Here is an 18,704-nt window from a genome sequence, read left to right as displayed (position 1 = left end):
AACTGAGGCAGTGAGACCATTTGAACCATCTTCAACTGTTGTACATCCGTGTACCTCTCAACCGATGTACGTCCATGTACATCGGTTGAGGACAAGTTTTGGAACAAAACTTGTTTCTGACTTATCCCCCGCCCATCCTTGGGCGAATTGACAGCGAGTTTTGTGCGTGCACAAAACATCGCTGTACTGACAGGAAGTCAGTGGTTCCAAACAGTATCGAGTTTTTCATCAGGAAAACTCGAAGCTAAAAAATGTACAAGGATGTACATTTTTTAGCGATGCTATCCTTGGCAGTTCTGGTTGGACGAACTCACTTATTCTGCGGGGATGAAAAAACATAAATCTGATGCGTTTACCCGAACATAAAAAGTGGAGGGATCATTCTATGTTATTAGTTGGAAACGGTATGCTTATCACCCGCGATCCGAACAAGCCTTTTATCGAAAACGGCTGTGTTTGCATTGAGGGAAGTTCAATCAAAGAAGTCGGCGCCGATGCCGAATTGCGGGCAAAGTACCCCGCAGCGGAATATATCGATGCAAAAAAGCGGTGCATCATACCTGCCTTTATTAACACGCATCATCACATCTATAGCGCTTTTGCCCGCGGCGTTGCGTTAAAAAATTACAATCCGAAGAATTTCTTGGATATTTTGGAAGGGCTGTGGTGGCATCTTGATAATAACCTTCTTTTAGAGGATACGAAATACAGCGCGTATACAACGCTGATTGACTGTATTAAAAACGGCGTAACGACGGTTTTTGACCATCACGCAAGCTACGGCGAAACCACGGGGAGCCTTTTTACCCTCGCGGATGTCGCCGAAGAACTCGGTTTACGGGTGAACCTTTGTTATGAAGTTTCAGACCGGAACGGCGAGGCTGAGATGAAAAAAGCGGTTGCCGAAAATGCCGACTTTATCCGCGCCTGTCAAAAAAAGAAAAATCCCAAGCAAGCAGCGATGATGGGACTCCATGCCGCATTCACGCTGTCCGATAAAACACTCGAATACTGCGCTTCTCAGCTTCCGGCGGGAGCAGGGTACCACATCCATGTTGCGGAAGGTATGTCCGATGTATTCGATTCGGTACAAAAACACGGAAAGCGGATTGTGCAGCGCCTCTACGATTTTGATATCCTCGGTAAACATACCTTTGCCGTACACTGTATCCACATCAATCCCTTGGAAATGGATTTACTGAAAGAAACCGATACGATGGTTATACATAACCCCGAATCGAATATGGGTAATGCAGTCGGCTGTCCGCCGGTGTTGGAAATCTTTAAACGCGGCATTTTGATCGGACTCGGTACGGACGGATATACGAGCGATATGCTCGAATCGTACAAGGTTGCAAATATTCTGCACAAGCACAACACCTGCGATGCCACCGCCGCATGGACGGAAATCCCCGAAATGCTGTTTACCAATAATGTAAAGATTGCCGCGCGGTACTTTGATGGCGAACTCGGCGTCTTGAAAGCGGGAGCGAATGCGGACGTAATCGTTACCGACTATAACCCGCTGACACCTCTCCATGCCGGTAACGCGAACGGCCACATTCTGTTCGGTATGAACGGCCGCAGCGTGGTAACCACTATCGCGGCAGGCAAGGTGCTGATGAAGGATCGCGTTGTTACCGTCGCCGACGAAGAAGCCGTCTTTGCCAAAGCGCGGGAAGTCAGCGCTGCCCTGTGGAAGAGGTTGTAAACCTATGATAATTTTTAATTATGAATTATCAATTCATAATTAAAAATGCCGGTATTCACAAGAGTATGCATCTGAGGAATATCGGGATTGTTTATACAAACGGAGCAGTTATTCACACTGCATTTGTATCGAATTTATGATGATACAAGGGAGAAAATAGGGTATGAGTGATAGAATGAACCCGATACCATTCAAGAATTTGATGGAATGGATTAAAACGGAGTATCAAACCGAGGGGACGATTTTCGGTGTTAAAAAACTGTACCGCGCCGATTCCAAACGCTATCTGGAGCTATTCGGGCAGCGGTTTGAAAATCCGCTCGGGCCGGCTGCGGGGCCACACACACAGTTGGCGCAAAATATCGTTGCTGCGTATGCTGCGGGCTGCCGGTTCTTCGAGCTAAAGACTGTGCAAAAGTTAGACGGAGAAGACCTGCCGGTTGCGAAGCCGTGTATCAATGCGGCGGACGAATGTTACAATGTCGAATGGTCAACCGAGCTGCGCGTACCGCAGGCTTTTGACGAATACGTAAAGGCCTGGTTTGCGCTTAAAGTGATTTCGCAGGAATACGGTCTCGGCAGCCCCGACGGTTTTATCTTTAACATGAGCGTCGGCTACGATCTTGAAGGGATTAAGACCCCGAAAGTTGACGCCTTTATCGAAGGAATGCGAAACGCCTCGAATACGCCGGTGTGGAAGGAATGTACCGACTACCTTTTAAGCCATACCGATTTGTTCCCATCCGTGTCGGAAGCATTTCTCCGCAGCTTGCCGACGCAGGTGTGTACCTCGATTACGCTTTCCACCTTGCACGGCTGTCCGCCTGCCGAAATCGAACGCATCGCGATGTACCTCATCACGGAAAAACATCTCCATACCTATATCAAGTGTAACCCCACGCTGCTCGGCTACGAGTTTGCCCGCGACCGTATGAACAAGATGGGCTATGAGTACGTTCAGTTTGACGATCATCACTTTAAAGATGACTTACAGTTCAGCGATGCGGTACCCATGCTTGAGCGTTTGCTGCAGGAGTCTGATAAGCGCGGACTGATGTTCGGGGTTAAGATTACCAACACCTTCCCCGTAGACATTGCCCGCGGGGAGCTGCCCGGACAGGAAATGTATATGTCGGGGCGGTCGCTGTTCCCGCTGTCCATCGCCGTTGCGCTGAAGCTCTCGGAAGTCTTTAACGGAAAACTCCGTATTTCCTATTCGGGCGGTGCGGATTATTTTAATATTGCCGATATTTACGAAACGGGAATTTGCCCCATTACGATTGCAACAACGATTTTGAAGCCGGGCGGATATGCGCGTTGTCAGCAGCTGGTCGGCGAGTTGACAGCCAAGCCGTTTAACAAGGATTTCTCCATTAACGTGGAAAAACTGCGCCGTCTTTCAAATGCCGTCGTTGAAAACCCGCGCCATCGCAAATCGGTCAAGCCCGAAGCGTTCCTCAAGATTCCTGCAAAGGTGCCGCTTGCCGACTGCTTTGCCGCTCCCTGTATTTCCGGCTGTCCCATCAATCAGGATATCCCCGCCTATATCAGGCTGACCGGCGAGCAAAAATACGAAGAAGCGCTCCGTGTTATCACCGATAAAAACCCGCTGCCGTTTATCACCGGTACGATCTGTAATCATCGCTGTATGACCGGCTGTACGCGCAATTTCTATGAAGATCATGTGCATATCCGTGCCGTTAAACTCGAAGCGGCGCGCCATGCGATCGAAACTTTGAAACAAAACATAAAGGCGCAAAAACCGGCGCAGAAAAACGGAGCGAAGGTTGCCATTATCGGAGCCGGCCCGGCCGGTCTTGCAGCCGCCTATTTCTTAACTCGCGACGGAGCGGACGTTACCGTGTTTGAAAAGAAAGCGCGCGCCGGCGGTATCGTGCAGTATGTCATCCCTGAGTTCAGAATCCCTGCCGCGTCGATCGGGCAGGATGTTGAACTGGCCTCCTCCTTCGGCGCTTCCTTCATATATAACAGTGAGCAGCGTTCCGTTGAAGCACTGAAAAAACAGGGCTTTACCCATGTTGTGTTTGCCATCGGTGCGTGGAAACAGAGTGCGCTACTGTTAGAAAAAGGCGCGGCGGCAAATGTTATCGAATTCCTTGAGCAGGCGAAGCAAGCGCCCGAAACGCTCAAGCTGGGGAAAAACGTCGTGATCCTCGGTGCGGGAAACACCGCGATGGATGCAGCCCGTGTTGCAAAGCGCACGAAGGGTGTTGAACATTCCTTTATCGTATACCGCAGAACCAAGCAGTTTATGCCTGCCGATGCGGAAGAATTGGAACTCGCCTTGGAAGACGGGGTTGAATTTAAAGAACTGCTTGCGCCTGTTTCATATGAAAACGGAATTTTGCGCTGCGAAAAGATGAAGCTCGGTGAACGGGGCGCAGACGGTCGGCAAAAACCGGTACCGTCGGGCGAGTTTGTAGACATCCCCGCCGACACCGTAATCGCATCTATCGGTGAAAAAATCGACACCGATCTCTTTGCGGAATCCGGCATTGCGCTGGACGGAAAAGGAAGAGCGCAATACAATCCCGCTACGTTTGAAACGAATGTGAAAAATGTATATGTCATCGGGGATTGCGCCGCAGGGCCTGCCACGGTTGTACAAGCTATTGCCAATGCAACCAAAGCGGCAAAGGCGATTATCGACTCGGTAAAGGCGCAGGCGTGGACGGCTCAGTTTACATCGCTGAACTACAACCCCGTTACCGCATCGGCGTATTCAAAGCGGGCAATTTTAATGCCGATGAACCTTGCCGCCTCCGACGGCGTTGCAAAAGAAAGTGTCCGCTGTTTGGAATGCTCGACTGTTTGCGAATCTTGCGTCGATGTGTGCCCGAACCGTGCGAACCTTGCGCTCACGGTACCCGGTATGCGTATGAAGCAGATTATTCACGTGGACGGTATGTGTAACGAGTGCGGCAACTGCGCGACATTCTGCCCCTACGAGAGCGCCCCGTACAAAGATAAATTCACGCTGTTCCACTCGGAAAAAGATTTCCTTGACAGCACAAATGAAGGCTTCCTCTATCTTGATGATGCGCACAGCCGATGCAGAGTGCGGCTCTCCGGAGAAGTCCGCGACATCACGCTTGCAACGGAAACCGCTCTTCCCAAAGAACTCTTGCAGATTATCAATGCGGTAAAGACGCAGTACGCGTATTTACTGTAGAGTATTTTAAAAAACTGATTGGTTTTTAGAAATACCTCATCAGCACAGCTGATAACGAGGTGAAAAAAATTAAAAGGCAACCGTATCGAAAGATGCGGTTGCCTTTGTTTACGGTTCCGTTATATTCCCCTGTGCATCAAGGTAATATACAGGGATCGCAACAACCTGCTCGCGATCGTTCCGCCATTTTGATTGCAATCCTTTCTGAAGGGGGCTATAATAAAAGGCCTTGCTACTTGCCTCACAGTGAGATGTCCAAAAATCTTTGCTGGTAAATTGAGCTATTTTTTCAGCCTCATCTCGTGAGGGGAGCCAACCACCCCGCTCAATACAGTATATAACTGCAGAATTTTTTGCAGTATGCAGTTTAGAATCGTTCGATTCAAATTCGCGTTTTAAGAAAATGCTGTTTTCTTTTCCGTCTCCCATATTTGAGCCTATGTTCTTTGTGCTTATATGACGTGAGCTGTTCAAATCCCACGGCATCGGCTCGGAAGGGGTTCCCATTGCAAGAAATCGCCACGATCCTCTACCTGTATTTTCCCACACGATCGTTTTGTTGCCCACTCTATCACCTACGGAAAGAGATCTTTCAGGAACCGGTTCTGACGGTACGATCATTCCGTCAAACAAAAAACAGCCGTGCAACGTAAACAACATGACAAGAGCTGTCACTACCGGTGTTGCATAACGGAATACTAATAAACTCTTTAGCTTCAGTTTTTTCATACATAGATCTCCTTTTAGTTGTTTCCTGATTGAAAAAAGTGTACCACGAGGGTAAGAACAAGGTCAAGAATAAGCATTGCCTTTACCACCGTATTCTACTATACTAGCGGTATGCAAACGCACTATTTTACCGTTACCGGTATGAGCTGTGCCGCCTGCTCCGCAAATGTGGAAAAAGCTGTCGGCCGTCTTGTCGGCGTAGAGACGGCGCAGGTAAATCTTCTAACAAAGCGGATGGCTGTCAAGTATAATCCCGATACCGTTAATCCGCATACCATTATACAAACCATAGAAAAAATCGGCTACGGAGCCTTCCCGCTTGCCGAAGACAATACGGCGCGTCCGTCTGCTCCACAGGCTGATTCGGAAATCGCCGATGCCGAAAAAAAACAATTTGTCTTTTCGCTTTTCTTTCTGATTCCGTTGATGTATGTGTCGATGGGGCGGATGCTCAGGTTGCCGCTTCCGTCTTTTTTTGCAGGAACTGAAAATGCCCTCATCTTTGTCTTTACACAATTTCTGCTCACGCTGCCGGTTCTGGTATTAAATCGCCGCTTTTTTACCAACGGGCTTACAAGTCTATTCCACCGTGCACCTAATATGAACAGCCTTATCGCTGTCGGTTCCGGCGCTGCGGTTATCTACGGAGTTTTTGCGCTATACCGGATCGGATATGGCTTAGGGCATGGGCAATTAGATGTTGTGCAGCTCTATATGAAGGATCTCTATTTTGAATCCTCGGCGATGATTTTAACGCTGATTTCTTTGGGAAAATTTTTAGAGGCACGGGCAAAAAAGAAAACTTCAGAAGCGCTGGAAAAATTGATTCAGCTTCGACCCCGAACAGCGCAAGTATTACGGAATGGGATCGAAATTGAAATTCCGGTAGAAAATATTGCGGTTGGCGACGCAATCGTTATCCGCCCGGGACAAACGCTGCCCGTTGACGGCACTATAATAGACGGAAGTACATCGCTTGACGAATCGGCTGTTACCGGGGAAAGTATGCCGGTTGAAAAAACGGTTGGGGATTCGGTGATTAGCGCCTCGCATAATATATCGGGCAGCTTTATCTTCCGTGCCGATAAAGTAGGAAATGATACAACTTTGGCGAGGATTATTGCGCTCGTCGAAGAAGCCGCCTCGTCAAAGGCGCCGGTTGCAAAGCTTGCTGATGTTATCAGCGGTTATTTTGTACCGATTGTCATGCTGATTTCACTTACAGCCTTTATCGGCTGGCTTATCGCAGGCGCTTCTTTTGAGTTCGCTCTTTCGACCGCTATTTCCGTGCTGGTTATTTCCTGTCCCTGTGCACTCGGACTTGCAACGCCGACTGCGATTATGGCGGGTACCGGTAAGGGCGCGCAGCTCGGTATTCTCATCCGTTCAGCGGAAGGGCTGGAGCTTGCTCATCGCGTTACCGCTGTTCTGCTCGATAAGACGGGAACCATTACGGAAGGAAAGCCGACATTGCAGCACATTGAAGTGTTTTCCGACCAGTACACCGACAATGATATTTTGTGGATTGCCTATAGTCTTGAACATTTATCCGAACATCCGCTTGCTCATGCAATTATCAAAGCTGCAGAAGAAAAAAAACTGTCGCCGTTTAAAGTGAGCGGTTTTGTGGCAGTGCATGGAAAAGGAATTTACGGCACTGCTATAGTCGATGAACTTAACGGAATCTCATCGATCAGAAATGTAAGAATCGGCGCCGGAAATATGAAGCTCTGCAGCGAATTAGGCATTCCGGTATCGGAAGCGATTCAGGCGAGACTTACGGAAGCTGCCGAAAAAGGCGCTTCTCCGTTGCTGGTTACAATAGGGAATGAATGTGTCGGACTCATCGCCGTCGCCGATCCGGTGAAGCAAGGCAGTATTCGAGCCATTCACGATTTCCACGAAATGGGCATCCATACCGTTATGCTCACAGGGGATAATCAACGGACGGCAGAGGCTATCCAAAAGATTGTCGGTATCGGAGATGTCGTAGCGGAACTGTTGCCGCAGGACAAAAAAGCAAAAGTCGAATATTATCGCTCGAAAGGGTTTTCACCGGCTTTTATCGGCGACGGTATTAACGACGCGCCTGCACTGACTGCTGCGGATGTCGGTATCGCAATCGGCGGCGGCACGGATATCGCTATCGAAAGCGCGGATATCGTTCTGATGAATAACAGCCTCGAAACGGCGGTTACTGCAATTCAGCTCAGCAAGGCTGTTATGCGTACCATTAAGCAAAACCTGTTCTGGGCGCTCTTTTACAATTCGCTGTGTATTCCGCTTGCGGCAGGTCTCTTTTATACTCTGTTCGGACTCAGGCTGAGTCCCATGTTCGCCGCCGCCGCAATGAGCTTCAGTTCGGTGACGGTAGTTACCAATGCATTACGGTTGAACAGATTCCGTCCGAAATACATTGCGCAGGATGCCGGCAATATGCAATACTGCTGTGTTGCTTCTGTCGGTGAAAAGCTTGATGATGCAAAGCCTACTGTGTGCAGTGTACAAACCGATAGATTCACCTGCTCTGTAGCCGAACCGGAAGCTAAAACGGAATCTGAATTGCCGATGAAACAGGAAAATATAACTCATAAGGAGAATACCAATATGAAAAATATTACGTTAACCATTGAGGGGATGTCGTGCGGGCATTGCTCTGCTCGGGTTGAAAAAGCATTGAACGCTATCGAAGGGGCATCGGCAAAAGTCGATTTGGAAACAAAGACTGCCTCTGTTACCTATCCCGATACCGTAACAATCGATGCGCTCAAAGCTGCCGTAACCGATGCAGGCTATTCGGTAACCGGCTCACATTAAAAAAGTATAGCCGAATTATTGATAAGTACGGTGTATATCATTCCTCATCGCTTCGCTATGCATAGATTCCGACCGTTGCTGTGCGCTTTTGTCTATTTCTTCTTGATTGTTTCATTTTTGTCGGCAGCGCCGGTGAAAATTACCTTCTCTGCCGATAAAATGCAGGGATCCGGCGAAAAAGGGAAAAACGCAACCTCGCTGACCGGTAATGCAAAAGTCAGCGTAGATTCCCTCAATATTTACGGTGAGCGTATTGAGCTCTACGGTAAAGATTACCGGTATATCAAAGCGAGCGGGAGTGTAACGGGCGAAGATGCCGAAAAAGGCTTTACGTTTTCAGCCGCATCACTCTCTTATGATCGGGAAACGGAAGTTGCTGAGTTTATGGGGCAAGCAAAGGTCGAGGATACCAAAAATAAGGTTGAAACAGCCGCCGAACGTATCGAATATAATCAAAAAACCGAAATTATCCTTTTACAAATGGCTGTAAAATTAAAGAGTAAGGATATTGCCTGTGATTCGCTTTTTGCCGTTTATAACAGGAACACCTCTATGCTTGAATTAACAGGGAAGCCTACGGTTAAAAAGGGCAAAGATGAATTTAAGGCTGCTCGGATTTCAGTCAATCTTGATACTGAGGATATTAAGCTTGAGGGCAAGGTGAGCGGTTCGGTTACCGAAGAAAAAGAAGAAAAAGAAGAAACAAAAAAAACGGAAACTCCTCCAGAGGGAGATATTGCTGCAAAGGAAGAAATTCCTTCGAAGGAAGAAACAAAAACGCCATGAGTGACTTTCAGTATTCTGTGAATTCCGGCATTTCTAAAAGTATCTTGCGCGCGGAAGGTTTGAACAAATCATTTCGTAAAAAACGAGCTGTTCGTGATGTTAGTTTTTCTATGGCGCAGGGAGAAGTTGTCGGATTGCTCGGTCCGAATGGCGCGGGAAAAACGACGAGTTTTTATATGATTGTCGGTTTTTATACGCCGAATTCCGGCGGTATTTACCTTGATGACCGGTGCATTACCGATCTTCCGATGTATAAGCGCGCCCGTATCGGTATATCGTATTTGCCGCAGGAAGCTTCGGTATTCCGTAAACTTTCCGTCGAGCAAAATATCGATGCTATTTTGGAAACACGAAAAGATTTAAGCCGTGCGGAACGGAAGCAAAAACTTGATTCGTTATTAGAAGAATTCGGAATCACTGCCAATCGGAAACAACCTGCCTACACCTTGTCGGGAGGAGAGCGGCGACGTACCGAAATCGCACGGGCGCTAGCTATCGAGCCGAAGTTTTTATTGCTCGACGAACCCTTTGCCGGTATTGATCCGATTGCCGTACACGACATTAAGCTGATTATCAGACTGCTTGCCCGTCAAAATATCGGAGTGCTTATTACCGATCACAATGTCCGCGATACCTTGGAAATTACCGATCGCGCTTATATTATCAATAAGGGCGAAATTGTCGAACAAGGATCGCGTGATATCATTTTGGAATCCGAGATTGCACGAAAGGTCTATCTCGGTGAAGAATTTAGGATGTAGGGAGATACTATGAAATATATTTGGATTATAGCCGGTTTCCTTTTTTTAGGACTCGGTGTACTTGGTGTGGCTTTACCTATTTTGCCGACTACCCCCTTTGTAATTGTGTCGGTCTTTTGTTTTGCAAAAGGTTCAGAGCGTCTGCATCAATGGCTGCTTTCTACTAAGCTCTATCGAAATCATGTTCAAAGATTTAATGAAACCCGCTCGATGACGCTCAAAAGCAAAATAGTTATTTTAAGCTTCGCTTCTTCAATGCTGATTGCAGGGTTTTATTTTTCAAATAATATCTATGCTCGTATTATCATCATATTGCTGATATGCATAAAATATTATGTATTTATTTTTAAAATAAAAACCGCTTCCGACCCGACGAAAAAAAAGGCACCGGAAGGAGTAGCGGCTATTAGTTCTGAGCAGTAGAAGAATCGGATGTGTTCTCCTCATTTTGTGAGATTTTGTCTTCTTTATTGCCATTATCGGAATTATCGAACGTTTGGCCCCTTACGGAATAGAATTGCATGGAGAGCTTTTTCCCCATACCGTCTACTGCCAAAGTAAGATTGCAGCATTCGTGACTGAGTGTTCCCGTCAAGAATGCCTGAGGTTTTGACATCGCAACCTTATAAATTCCGGTAAGACCGTCAATAATGTATGCGCCGTCTGCATTTTGTATTATTTCCTCATGAGGAATAATAAATTGAAAAAATGAAGAGAACGGCATTTTTCCCAGTTTGAACTTATCGGATCGTATTTCAATGTCCCCTGACGGAAGGGCGGTTACAATCAGCATTACTCGGTTTTCAGCTGTTTCTTTGTCTATGGTGCTATAGATTGTTTTTTCTGCACCGTTGGAAAGAGCCTTAACATTGACTATTTGGCGATATAACACAGTGCTTTCACCACCGAATAGAAGAGTAGCGGCACTCAGATAAAAAAAAGTTAATAAAATTTTCATGTGTTGTATCATAATAATGACACAAAAAATGTCAAGGTATGGTTACAGTGGTTTATACGGAAAGCTTTCCCCAAAACGAGCGATTTATTCTTTATACACCAACTTAATAGGGCAATGGTCGGAACCGAGTACATCCGCTTTAATTGATGATTCGCAGATGTTCGGTAAAAAGGCGTTGTCTACACAGTGATAGTCTATTCTCCACCCGATATTTTTCTCGCGGGCATGGAAACGGTAGCTCCACCAGGTATATTGATGAGGTTCCGCACAAAAATGCCGGAAGGTGTCGGTGTATCCCGCCTGCGTAAAGGTATCCATCCATGCCCGCTCTTCGGGTAGATAGCCGGGATTTTGCTCGTTTGCTTTTGGATTGGCAAGATCTATGGGATTATGCGCAATATTGTAGTCCCCGCAGAGTACAATATGCCGACCTTCTTTTTGCAGTGCATTGCAAAACTCAAGCATCGCAGCGCAAAAATCGAGCTTATAGCCGAGCCGCGCTCCTCCTTCTTGGGAATTGGGAAAATAGGCGGAAATAACCGATACCGTCTTAAAATCGGCTACCAGCACTCGTCCCTCATCGTCAAAGGCGGGAATGTTCATCGTGCGGATATTGAGCGGTTCCTTTTTGCAGAAGACGGCGGTCCCCGAATAGCCGGGCTTTCTCGCCGCCTGCCAATATGTTTTATAGACGCCTTCTTTCCAAACAGGGTTGATCAATTCTGAAGTCAGCTGCTCTTTCCGAGCCTTTGTTTCCTGTAAACACAGTACATCAGGGTTTTCGATATAAAGCCATTCCAAAAAACCTTTTTTTTGGGCGGCGCGGATGCCGTTTACGTTCCACGAAATAATTGAAGTCATAATCGGTATATGCCATAAAATCGTAAAATATGCAATGAGGTACGTCAATTCGACATAAAGAGAATGGATTAAACTGCCGATATAAGCGTAAGAGGGCATCGTAGATATGCAATGCCGGTAAGGAAGAGGAATATGTCAGTGAAGAAAATAGTCTTAATAGTAGCCGCCGCCGTTTTATTCGGAGCATGGTGTTTTGCCGCCGAAATGGACGGTGAAAGCAAATCCTTTGATGCGGATGTTGCAATCCGATTTTATGACCGCCGCGTATATTATCCCGGAAACGATGGAACGGAGCCTATTTTTGTAAAAGTTTCCATTACCAATAAAGGCAGCCAACCGTTGCGGTTTAAACTGGCAAACGATCGTATGTTCAGCCTTGATTTTTCTGTATTGAATACCAAAAACAAGAGCCTCGCTCATACGGAACCGTGGATTCGGAAACGGAATACCAATCAGCAGATTTATTTTCGGGAAATTACGATAGAAACGGGAGAAACCTACGCCTTTGTTGAAAACGTAAAAGATTATATTACGATTGAAAGTCCGGGCGCATATATGCTCTCTGCCGATTTTTATCCCGAATTAAAACGTTTAAGCGATACCTCCGAAGCTCATGTATCTTCCAATAGGCTCGGACTTGAAATAAAGCCTTCTCCTTCGGCTGCCGCTCTCGGGTCAGTTCCCATCGCATCGGTATCACGGGAAGTACTTCAGCCTCAGCCCATTTCCCCCGACAAGGTTATCAGCTATATGCTGACTGCCCGCCAAAAATCGCAGTGGGATCAATTCTTCCTCTATCTTGATATTGAACGGATGATTGCTCGCGATCCGATACGGAGCCGTAGATATAAGGCGGAAGCTGAGGCGGGGCGTATCAGCATGATCGACACCTATAAACACGATCTTATGCAATCGCGTACCGATAAAGACATCGCGATGATTCCGGTAGAGTTTACTGTTGAGCGGACAACTTACAGCACGACTGAAGCGGAGGTTACGGTTATCGAATGGTTCGATTATACCAGCTTCCGCGAAAAGAAACGCTTTACCTATAACCTTGCTTCTCGCGATGACATTTGGACGGTGTACGATTACAGCGTAGACAACCTCGGAACCGAGTAAATTTGATAAATCTTCTGCTGCCGGTTTATGGCTGCGTGTGGCTTCCAAAACCGGCAGTCTTTGAATTACACCCTATAAGAGCTTCGGTAGTATTTGTTTCCATGCAGTCAAAAGCTCTGTAAAGCCGAACCGTGCATTTGCGGGGCTGGTAGACGGAAGCTTAATAGCCGCAATTCCAATGCGCTCAATACACACTTTGTATGCTTTCGTACCGTTTGCAAAAACTGCTTGAATCGGTGCTGCTTGGAAAATACTGCTTAAATCTGCCGGTATGATGGATTGCATACTTGAATCAGCGGAGCCGGTAATTGTGCAGGCAGTAACGGCATCGTACAACGCAATATGATGCTGCAACAGCATCTCTCTTTTTTCTTCTATCGAATGTGGTGGTTCCGCCACGCCCAGTAAAGCGGCAAGAAGCGGCCAAAATCTGTTCCGCGGATGACCGTAGTAGAACTCCTGCGCACGGGATGCGGCGGAGGGAAAAGAGCCTAAAATAAGAATACGCGATTCGGAGCTATACACCGGCGGAAAGGGATGGACAATTCTTTCAGACATCATTTTAGAAACAGATATAGGTTACTCTAAATACGGCAAGCTGTATCCGGCTTGTTCTGTGCTGTTGTATGGCTATAGACCTGATGCAGGGCTATGCGCCCCGCTTTTTAGCGCTCCTCAGTGTAGTTGATCGACGTAAGAAGCGTATTTAATCTAATCATCGGGTCTTCATAGCCTCTAAACGTGAACGTAACATGATAGCCTTTCTTAGACACAGCTGTTATATCCCGTCCGATGCAGGGATAGATCGTATTCGATGCTTCGTAGGGGAAGTATTCCGGTTTTAAAATCGAAACACGGTAATCGTTTCCATCATACTGTACCTGTGCGAGATTGGCAGGGAAGGGTACAAGGAAGATTAAAAAATCATCACTCTTGCTGCCGCCGATACTCAGGCGAGTTCCTTGTTTCATCACGTGAATATTCCGTTTTCCAATTAATGTAGTTTGGTTATAGACGAATAGCTCCGTCATGCCCGACTGCGAAGGCTTTGTACTAACGCGACCGCTATAATAGCCGTGATTCAACCCCGGTCGGCGGTTGAGATGGCTCTCTGCGCTGTTTAACAGAGCAAAACGTCCTTCGGCGGCACGGGATCGTTCTTGTGCAAGGTGATCAAATTGAGCTGCCGTTTCACTCTGGGCTGCCGAGGCGGCGGCAGCTGTTTGGGAACCGAAGGTATTCAGGGTGTCGCGCGGATCGGCTTTGTTTCCCAGCTGTTCGGGATAATATTTTGTTTGGGAAGCTGTAAGCGCTTCTCGCTGGTTTCTATTAAAATCGGTTTGCCGAGCAGTGTTGCTTTGCTGTCTTGAATCGGACTGTTGTCCGACCATCCGCGCGGCGTATTTAACCGGTTCGGAAGCCCTGCGGCGAAGCATAAAGATAATTAACAGCAGAATAAGGGTAAATACCAGCGCAGCGATCAATATCCATAGAAGATTGCCCTGCAGCAGTGATTGAACGAATGTCGGTTTAACGGTGAGCAATATGGCTGCCGCTTGGGAAAATGATTTATCTTGTTGTGCAAGGTCAAGCCGTATATCGGTACGGTGTTGCCCTTCTCTCCGTAAGCTGTCGGGCAGTGCAATCCGTATGGTAAGTTCGCTTTTTCCTTCGGGAGGAATACGGACAATGATATTTTCCATTTGCTGCTTTTGAGTTCCACTACCGGTTGTCAAAGAAACGCTTTGCAATTGTATTTCAACGGACTCTGCCACTTCATTGATAATAGTGAGCGGCAGTTCGGCGGTATTACCGGAAGTTTCTATACGTTCGGGAAAGATAATGTGCGGAAGAGGAAACGTCGTATCGTTGAATTCTACTCCGCCTTCGTCCGGCAAGTTGCTCGGCTCAATACCGAGGTTTTCCGTAAAGGCTTGAGAAACATCGGTGTACTCTTTCAGCCCTTGTCCGGAAGAATCGGCGCCTGTGCTGCTGTCCTGTCCACCGTTTGCCGATACGTCAGCATTTTCAGCCGTTTTCCCTGCCGTACTTGAACTATCCGGTGTACCCGCTCGGTTTTGAGCGATGGTATCACCGGTATTGGAACCCGCTGGTGCAAAATCGGTTATCCCTTGCCCTGTGCTTGAACCGGCAGGCTGTCCTGCGGTTCCTGTTGACGCTCTATTTTGTGCATTCGTGCGGGTATCGGATGCGTATCCTTTCTGCCCGCTCGAAGCATTACCTGTACTGCTCGACGCCGTACCCGAAGAAGCTACTGCACTATCGACGCCTGATTGATCAAGCGAACCTGCCGCATCCAGCTTACCTGCATAAAAGGCTCCGTCCAAGTCCTTAATAACCGCATCGGAAGGGAAGGGGAGTTTTACATAGTATACCTTCCAGCCTTTTGCACGGATGGAAGCGGAAACTTTTGCTAATTCAGTCTTTACCTGTTCACCGGTATAATTCCGGTACGGGCTTGATGCGGGCGGATTAAAAATACCGTCCGAAATAACAATAAGGATCTTTTCCTGCTGAGATGGTAGTTGCGTCATATATTGACCGGCAAAATTGATACCGGATAAAAAATCGGCGCTTTGACCAAGCTGATATAGAAGCATAAAACGGGAAACTACACGGGATAAATCCGCTTCAGTATTGATTTTCTGTGACATTTCATACTGGGGAACCGCATTAAATGAGATAAGATGAAAGGAGTCCCCTATGCGTACAAATTTTGAAATGATGGATTGTAGTACACGCTTATTGATAACCTCGTAATAGGGTAACACGGTACCGGAAGTATCCATAAGGACGATTACATCAGCAGTCTCTTGTCGAGTTGTCTGAGCACTCAATGTAAATGCAATTAAACAGAAGATCGCTGCAACGGCAAAAATCCTTATTTTTTTCATTATTACTCCCCTTTACAGTTATCTAAAAAGAACGCCTCCAAACACGGGCATTTCCAATTTTTGCAGAGGCTCTTTTTATATTAAACCTGTTCGAAAACGCAGTTATCGAACAGGTTTATTATCGGACATCTTTAAAAATGTGGTTAGTTTTAAGATGTCCTTTCATATCAATTAGCTGCCGCAGAAATATCAAGGATTTTGTATGTCTTTTCTTCTTCATTTACTGTAAACGAAAGTGTTTCCCCTACCTTGTGGTTTAACAGGTTCGTACCGAGCGGCGACATATATGAGATTACGCCGTTTTCAGGATCCGACTCCCACGGACCGAGGATGGTATAGGTCTCTTTTTCGCTGTTGCCGGGTTTCTCCAATACAACAATGGTGCCGAAACCGACCCGTGTTGTGGTAATGGTTGTAGGATCAAACACTTGAGCACGTTCAAGCTCTTCCTGCAAGCGGCTTACCGTATTGTTAAGTCTATTCTGCTCCTCTTTTGCAGCCTTGTATTCGGAGTTTTCACGCAAGTCGCCCAAGGAGAGTGCAAACCCGACTTCTTTCGAGTTACGCGGTATTTCAACTTCAATAAGCCGCTGGAGTTCTTTTTTCTTTTCCTCAAGCATTTTGGATGTTACGATTAAACCGCGTCCCGTAACCGTTTTTTCCACTTCGTCGAAGAACTTAAAGTTCTTGTATTTTTCAAGGATACGGTTACGCAGCTGCATTTTAATCGGCGGATCCAAGTCCTTAATATCGCTGACGAGTGTATAGAGTCTTGTAACGGCATCTTCATCGTGGTCGAGGATAAAGTTTTCGAGCAAGGCATCTTTACCAAAGAGAATCGTATGTACCTGCTTGTTGATTTTCCGATTTTCAGTTGTATTCCGTCGGCTTGCAATCTCCCGATACGTTATGTCGAGGATGTGAATAAGAACAATAATCTCGTGTTCATAGTCGATATTCAAGTCTTTAAACCATTGTTCTTCCTGAGCATTTTTGAAGAACCAAATAACCGCTTCACGGTATTCTTTATAGTCTTTGAAGCACGTCAGAACCAACTCTTTTACCTTTTCGGGGTATTCTTCAAGGAGCGGATTGAGTACTTCTGCAGAAAGTACCACGGGAAATAGGCGGACATATTGATCGCTCCAATCCGGAACAAGGTTCTTGATGTTGCGGAGATATGCACTTCGGAGTTCTTTATTTTCTATGCCGCGATATATGGCAGCAGGGTTCTCTATCTGCGCGAATAATTCCGCGAAATTATGATGTTGTGTTACGCTCAGGTGCGGCAGCGCTGCAGTGAGTTTTGACATAACTAAATAGGCTGCAATCACTTGTTCATTCACTTGACTAAAGGCTTTGAGGAAGGCATCAAAGTAATTGATCATATCCTGAAAGCTGTCTGAGTCCGTATCACCGCTTTCCATAACATTAAAGATGATTTCAACCCGCTCAAAGAAGTTTTTCTGCGCTTTAAATTCGTTCGAAAGCTTTTCTTCAAGCGAAATCGGACGAGTGTGTACAGTGTAGAAATCGATATTGGTAGGATTGATACCGAATTCGGGATTTTCTTTAACGACTTTTCGTGCCTTGGTGCTCCACGTTGTCCATTCTTTGTCGGTTAGCAGCGAGGGAACCAGCTCATGCTTAATCCGCTTAAAATCACAGTTATTATCAAAACTGCGGATAATGGTCTTTAGCGCCCATTCGGGATTTGTTTTCACCTTCGCAGCGAGTTCATTGCGCTTCATAATCGATTTTAATACCCAGATATGATCTTTATCCAGTGTTTGAAGAGCGGTGATGCCCATTTTAAGGCTCATTGTGTGTCCGCGCTTCTTTGCAAAGTCTATAACCAATTCATCGTTATTAACTTTTGCAATACGTCCGACACCCCATGTCCGGTGGAATACAAAACAGCCTTCATCAAAAGAAATATGCTTTTCAAAATCATCGATGGCTTCAAAAACATTCCGCCAACTTTGTGTCAAATTGGATACTTTTATGTATTCTTCAAGCTGACTGTGCGATGCATATTTTTCTCTAAAGCATTCGACAATTTCCTTTCGAGCCCAGTTATCTTTATCGTCGCTGGTGAGCACCAGTTTTAAAATATCGATAGCGGTATTCCAATCTTTTTCTTTTTTATAATAATCGTACAAATCCTGCATAAGCGCGGCGCCTCGTTCCGCACCGAGATGATCCGCTATTTTCCGTTGTACATGATAGAAAAAGTCGATTTCTTGCGGTACCAACTCCACCAAACGTGCCCATACTTCTTTTACGGCAGTGTATGAATGCCGGTTGATATAGCGGTACAGGGCTTTTTTATAATATTCAACGGCTTTTTCCGTATCGCCCATTTGCTGATACCGCTCGGCAAGTTGTTTCGGAATATCCGCTTCTTCATAGTCGATACGGACAAGCCGCTCCCAAATATCATAGATATCTTCATTGCCGGATTCTTTGTAGCAGTTTGCCAACGTTCGAAGCGCAAATTTTGAGTCCCCAAATTCAAGTACCCGCCGGCAAAGGTATTCAACGATCTGCATCCGATGGTTGTCGATAAAAATGGTTACCAGCGTTATGAGCGAAGAGTCATCGAGCAACTGCTTGGAAAGTGCAATAATACTCGAAATATACAATGCTGTAATACTTGTTTTGTTATGAGAGAGATGCTCATCGGATAGTTCTTTTAGTTCATCCAAATGATGATTTCGTTTTGCGTCTTCAATCAGCGTGTCAAGTTCTTTAAAATTGTTAATGGAATAATTTGTAATGGCAGCACGTGTCCATTTTTCCTCATTAAATATATCGCGGACATTCTTTTCTAATACATCTGACATATTCA

At 46.2% G+C, this 18,704-nt stretch carries 13 protein-coding genes; 7 read left to right on the top strand and 6 right to left on the bottom strand.

The features are described 5' to 3' along the window. The first annotated feature begins 385 nt into the window (after positions 1–385). Both ssnA and ygfK read left to right on the top strand, forming a co-directional pair. The gene (ssnA, locus tag ABK01_RS08155; protein ID WP_212564638.1) at positions 386–1,711 is read left to right on the top strand and encodes a putative aminohydrolase SsnA; all 1,326 of its coding nucleotides are present in this window, start codon (positions 386–388) and stop codon (positions 1,709–1,711) included. A gap of 163 nt (positions 1,712–1,874) precedes the next feature. Next, a complete protein-coding gene (ygfK, locus tag ABK01_RS08150) occupies positions 1,875–4,904 on the top strand; it encodes a putative selenate reductase subunit YgfK (RefSeq protein ID WP_253675276.1) in 3,030 nt (1,009 codons plus the stop codon). Positions 4,905–5,012: 108 nt separating this feature from the next. Here the strand turns inward: ygfK and ABK01_RS08145 are convergent, their stop codons facing one another. After that, entirely contained in the window at positions 5,013–5,564 is a 552-nt protein-coding gene (locus tag ABK01_RS08145; protein ID WP_212566557.1) for a hypothetical protein, read from the bottom strand. A gap of 180 nt (positions 5,565–5,744) precedes the next feature. Here ABK01_RS08145 and ABK01_RS08140 point away from each other — a divergent pair, with 180 nt between their 5' ends. Genes ABK01_RS08140 through ABK01_RS08125 form a run of 4 tightly spaced genes read left to right on the top strand, consistent with a single transcriptional unit; the run spans position 5,745 to position 10,420 of the window. Beyond that, positions 5,745–8,450, top strand: a complete 2,706-nt coding sequence (locus tag ABK01_RS08140) for a heavy metal translocating P-type ATPase (RefSeq protein WP_253675275.1) — start codon at positions 5,745–5,747, stop codon at positions 8,448–8,450. A 57-nt stretch (positions 8,451–8,507) separates the two neighbouring features. Then, entirely contained in the window at positions 8,508–9,236 is a 729-nt protein-coding gene (locus tag ABK01_RS08135; RefSeq protein WP_253675274.1) for an LptA/OstA family protein, read from the top strand. Beyond that, positions 9,233–9,997, top strand: coding sequence for an LPS export ABC transporter ATP-binding protein (gene lptB / locus ABK01_RS08130; protein WP_212564642.1), 765 nt, complete (start codon positions 9,233–9,235; stop codon positions 9,995–9,997). Before ABK01_RS08135 ends, lptB begins: the two co-directional genes overlap by 4 nt. Positions 9,998–10,006: 9 nt before the next feature. After that, entirely contained in the window at positions 10,007–10,420 is a 414-nt protein-coding gene (locus ABK01_RS08125; RefSeq protein WP_253675273.1) for a YbaN family protein, read from the top strand. On the opposite strand, the gene ABK01_RS08120 is transcribed toward ABK01_RS08125, so the two are convergent. Together ABK01_RS08120 and ABK01_RS08115 are read right to left on the bottom strand one after the other, a co-directional pair. Next, entirely contained in the window at positions 10,404–10,955 is a 552-nt protein-coding gene (locus tag ABK01_RS08120) for a hypothetical protein (RefSeq protein WP_253675272.1), read from the bottom strand. The two genes, ABK01_RS08125 and ABK01_RS08120, sit on opposite strands and share 17 nt — an antisense overlap. Positions 10,956–11,039: 84 nt before the next feature. Then, positions 11,040–11,816 (bottom strand): exodeoxyribonuclease III, encoded by a 777-nt coding sequence (locus tag ABK01_RS08115; RefSeq protein ID WP_253676604.1) that lies wholly within the window; start codon positions 11,814–11,816, stop codon positions 11,040–11,042. A 132-nt stretch (positions 11,817–11,948) separates the two neighbouring features. On the opposite strand from ABK01_RS08115, the gene ABK01_RS08110 reads away from it, so the two are divergent. Next, positions 11,949–12,938 carry a hypothetical protein gene (locus tag ABK01_RS08110; protein ID WP_253675271.1) on the top strand — a complete coding sequence of 330 codons (990 nt, stop codon included), beginning with the start codon at positions 11,949–11,951 and terminating at the stop codon, positions 12,936–12,938. Between the two features lie 72 nt (positions 12,939–13,010). Here ABK01_RS08110 and ABK01_RS08105 read toward each other — a convergent pair whose 3' ends face one another. The 3 genes from ABK01_RS08105 to greA form a co-directional block, all read right to left on the bottom strand. Next, complete coding sequence (locus ABK01_RS08105) at positions 13,011–13,499, bottom strand: DNA-deoxyinosine glycosylase (RefSeq protein WP_253675270.1); 489 nt, start codon at positions 13,497–13,499, stop codon at positions 13,011–13,013. A gap of 104 nt (positions 13,500–13,603) precedes the next feature. Then, positions 13,604–15,853, bottom strand: a complete 2,250-nt coding sequence (locus tag ABK01_RS08100; RefSeq protein ID WP_253675269.1) for a vWA domain-containing protein — start codon at positions 15,851–15,853, stop codon at positions 13,604–13,606. Positions 15,854–16,020: 167 nt separating this feature from the next. Continuing rightward, the gene (gene greA, locus ABK01_RS08095; protein WP_212564646.1) at positions 16,021–18,699 is read right to left on the bottom strand and encodes a transcription elongation factor GreA; all 2,679 of its coding nucleotides are present in this window, start codon (positions 18,697–18,699) and stop codon (positions 16,021–16,023) included. Positions 18,700–18,704 lie beyond the last annotated feature (5 nt).

Source organism: Treponema sp. OMZ 305, assembly GCF_024181325.1.
In the GTDB taxonomy this organism is placed as follows: domain Bacteria; phylum Spirochaetota; class Spirochaetia; order Treponematales; family Treponemataceae; genus Treponema.
The sequence above is the reverse complement of the archived record's forward strand: the minus strand, read 5'-3'. Positions and strand labels throughout refer to the sequence as shown.